Annotated in this window: 2 pseudogenes; both read left to right on the top strand. The window is 44.4% G+C overall.

From position 1 onward, the window contains the following. Positions 1–844: pseudogene (locus B9T16_RS27755) on the top strand (group II intron reverse transcriptase); the annotation flags it as partial. 1,646 nt (positions 845–2,490) lie between these two features. After that, positions 2,491–2,580: pseudogene (locus B9T16_RS27750) on the top strand (IS630 family transposase); the annotation flags it as partial.

The raw sequence follows: 2,580 nt of genomic DNA, 5'->3' as shown, positions 1-2,580 counted from the left end.
ACTAGAAATTAAACCAGAAAAAACTCGAATTTGTCACACACTCAATCCTATTGAGTATAACGGCAAGATTGAGGAACCGGGGTTTAATTTTCTATGATTCAATATCAGGCAATATCCGGTAGGAAAATATAAATCTGGGAAAACAGGGGGAAGAGGAAGCCGATTAATCGGTCACAAAACCCATATTAAACCCAGTAAAAAAGCAGTTAAAGCCCAAATTGAAGTGATAAAGGGTGTAATAAAACAACATAAAACTGCACCCCAACCAGCTCTGATAAGTAGACTAAACTCAATTATAAGGSGATGGKCAAACTACTAYTCAGKRGTAGTCTCAACAGAGACCTTCAATAAGCTAGATAATACAATCTGGCAAATGYTAAGGGCATGGACAGTATCAAGATGCGGAAAGGTAAGCCAAGAAAAGCTAAGGAATTACTTCAGAAATGGAACAGTTAAACTTAGCAATGGGAAAGAAAGACATGAAACTTGGTCGTTCCAAACCAAAGATGGGTTACATCTATACAAACACAACTGGACTCCAATTGTCAGACATACCTTAATACGCCCTGACGCAACACCATACGACGGAAATTGGACYTACTGGGCAACCAGGAAAGGACAAGCAATCGACACGCCAATTAGGGTAGCAAAACTACTCAAAAAACCAAAAGGTAGATGTACCTGGTGTGGGGAATTCTTTACCCCATCAGATTTAATTGAAATAGACCACATTGTACCTAGAAGCCAAGGCGGAAAGGATGACTACAAGAATCTTCAATTATTACACCGACATTGTCACGACGATAAAACAGCTCTTGATGAAGAGATGATGCTGTACTCTTAACAAGGAGACGGTCAAACTAGGAGCCGTATGAGGTGAAAGTCTCATGTACGGTTCTGCTGCTGAATGGGAGGGGTAGACCGTGAGGTCTATCTCGACCCCTAATAATTTTTAAATTATCTAAAAATCTCTCAGTTTCTGCTAGAGACATTGGTTCAGCTTAGATTCCAGTGACTATCGGAAATGCGATCGCGTAGCGTGTGCGTAGCACGTATCGCCTTACGGAAATGCGATCGCGTAGCGTGTGCGTAGCACGTATCGCCTTACCTTTAACCCAAGTAGGGGTCGAGAACGGAGTCGCCTCCATCCCCTCCCATTCAAAACCGTGCTTGCGAGTTTCCCAGCACACGGCTCCTGATGTAGATGCCCATTGTCATTGTCACAGAGTTACTACCCCCTGCTTTGTCCTTCTTTGTTCAGAGCTATATGCAGCACGTAGTCTTTCAACTCGCTCTCGCCGTAATACTCCTACTTATTACAGGATTTACATCTACACCGTGGCACGTCTGCTTATCCTTATTATTACATAAGGCATTTGCTTCTTGCAACATCTCTATCCCTCTAGGGGTAGGGGTCGAAAGGGAAGTCGCCTTCCCCAACTCCCATTCAAAACCGTGCTTGATAGTTTCCCATCACACGGCTCCTGATGTGGATACCCTATTTGTCAAAGGAACAGAGTTACTACCCCCTGCTTTGTCCTTCTTTGTTCAGAGCTATATGCAACACGTAGTCTTTCAACTCGCTCTCGCCATTATAYTCCTAATAATCGCAGTATCTATATCCACACCGTGACCTCTGGGCATATCCCAACCATTACAGTTGGGCATTGGCTTTTGGTCACATCCTTCACCCTCTAAGGGTAGGGGTCGAGAGTGAAGTCACCTTCGCGAACTCCCATTCAAAACCGTGCTTGATAGCTTCCCATCACACGGCTCCTGATGTGGACACCCTATTGTTATAGGAATAGGGCTACTACCCCCTGCTTTCGCACTTCCTCCTTCAGAGCTGTATACAACCACGTAGTCTTTCAACTCGCTCTCGTCATAATACTCCTACTGGGCTTAGTATCTATATCCACACCGTGACCTGTGGGCATATCCCCACCATGACAATTGGGCTTTAACTTCTGGTCACATCCTTCACTCTCTAACCATGCGCTTACATTTTTCACTACTGCCTTGTGAATAGCATTACTCACTTGTTTATAGGCAGAGCATTAGAGGGGTTACAACGTTCCGTTTATACGGGCATTCCATCTTTAGATTTGTCCTGTCCACCGGGGTACTTTAAAGGTCTGTGTAGGTAGGTAAAGAAGCCTCCTACTTTTCCCCTTGTTCTTTTGAACGTAGCGTGTCAACCTATTTCGCTACTAGAGAGTTACGATGGTTCAAGCCAGACATTCGGTTTCCCTAATCATGGATGGTTGGCAGTGGTCGCGTCTTGGTAGTAGGTTCTACCTCACGCCTTCCGTTCCCCGCTTCAATCTGACGGGTTATGATTCCTCAAACTGGGGGTGGCTATCGCCGTTACTCTCTACTCATTGTTATGATGGGGTCATAACTTCCCATTCAAAACAGTTTTTTTTATAGCACCAGACAGGAAAGTTAGGACGTATAATGGAGAGGACGAGATGACTAAGAAGACCAAAAATGCCAGCCCCCTATAGTTACGACCTCAGACAAAAAGTTATTGATGCAATTGAACTAGACGGTATGCCCAAAACAGAAGCCAGTCAAGTT

The organism is Arthrospira sp. PCC 8006 (assembly GCF_046480465.1).
Lineage (GTDB): Bacteria > Cyanobacteriota > Cyanobacteriia > Cyanobacteriales > Microcoleaceae > Limnospira > Limnospira platensis.
Note: the sequence above shows the minus strand (reverse complement) of the source record. Positions and strands in the feature narration are given on the sequence as shown.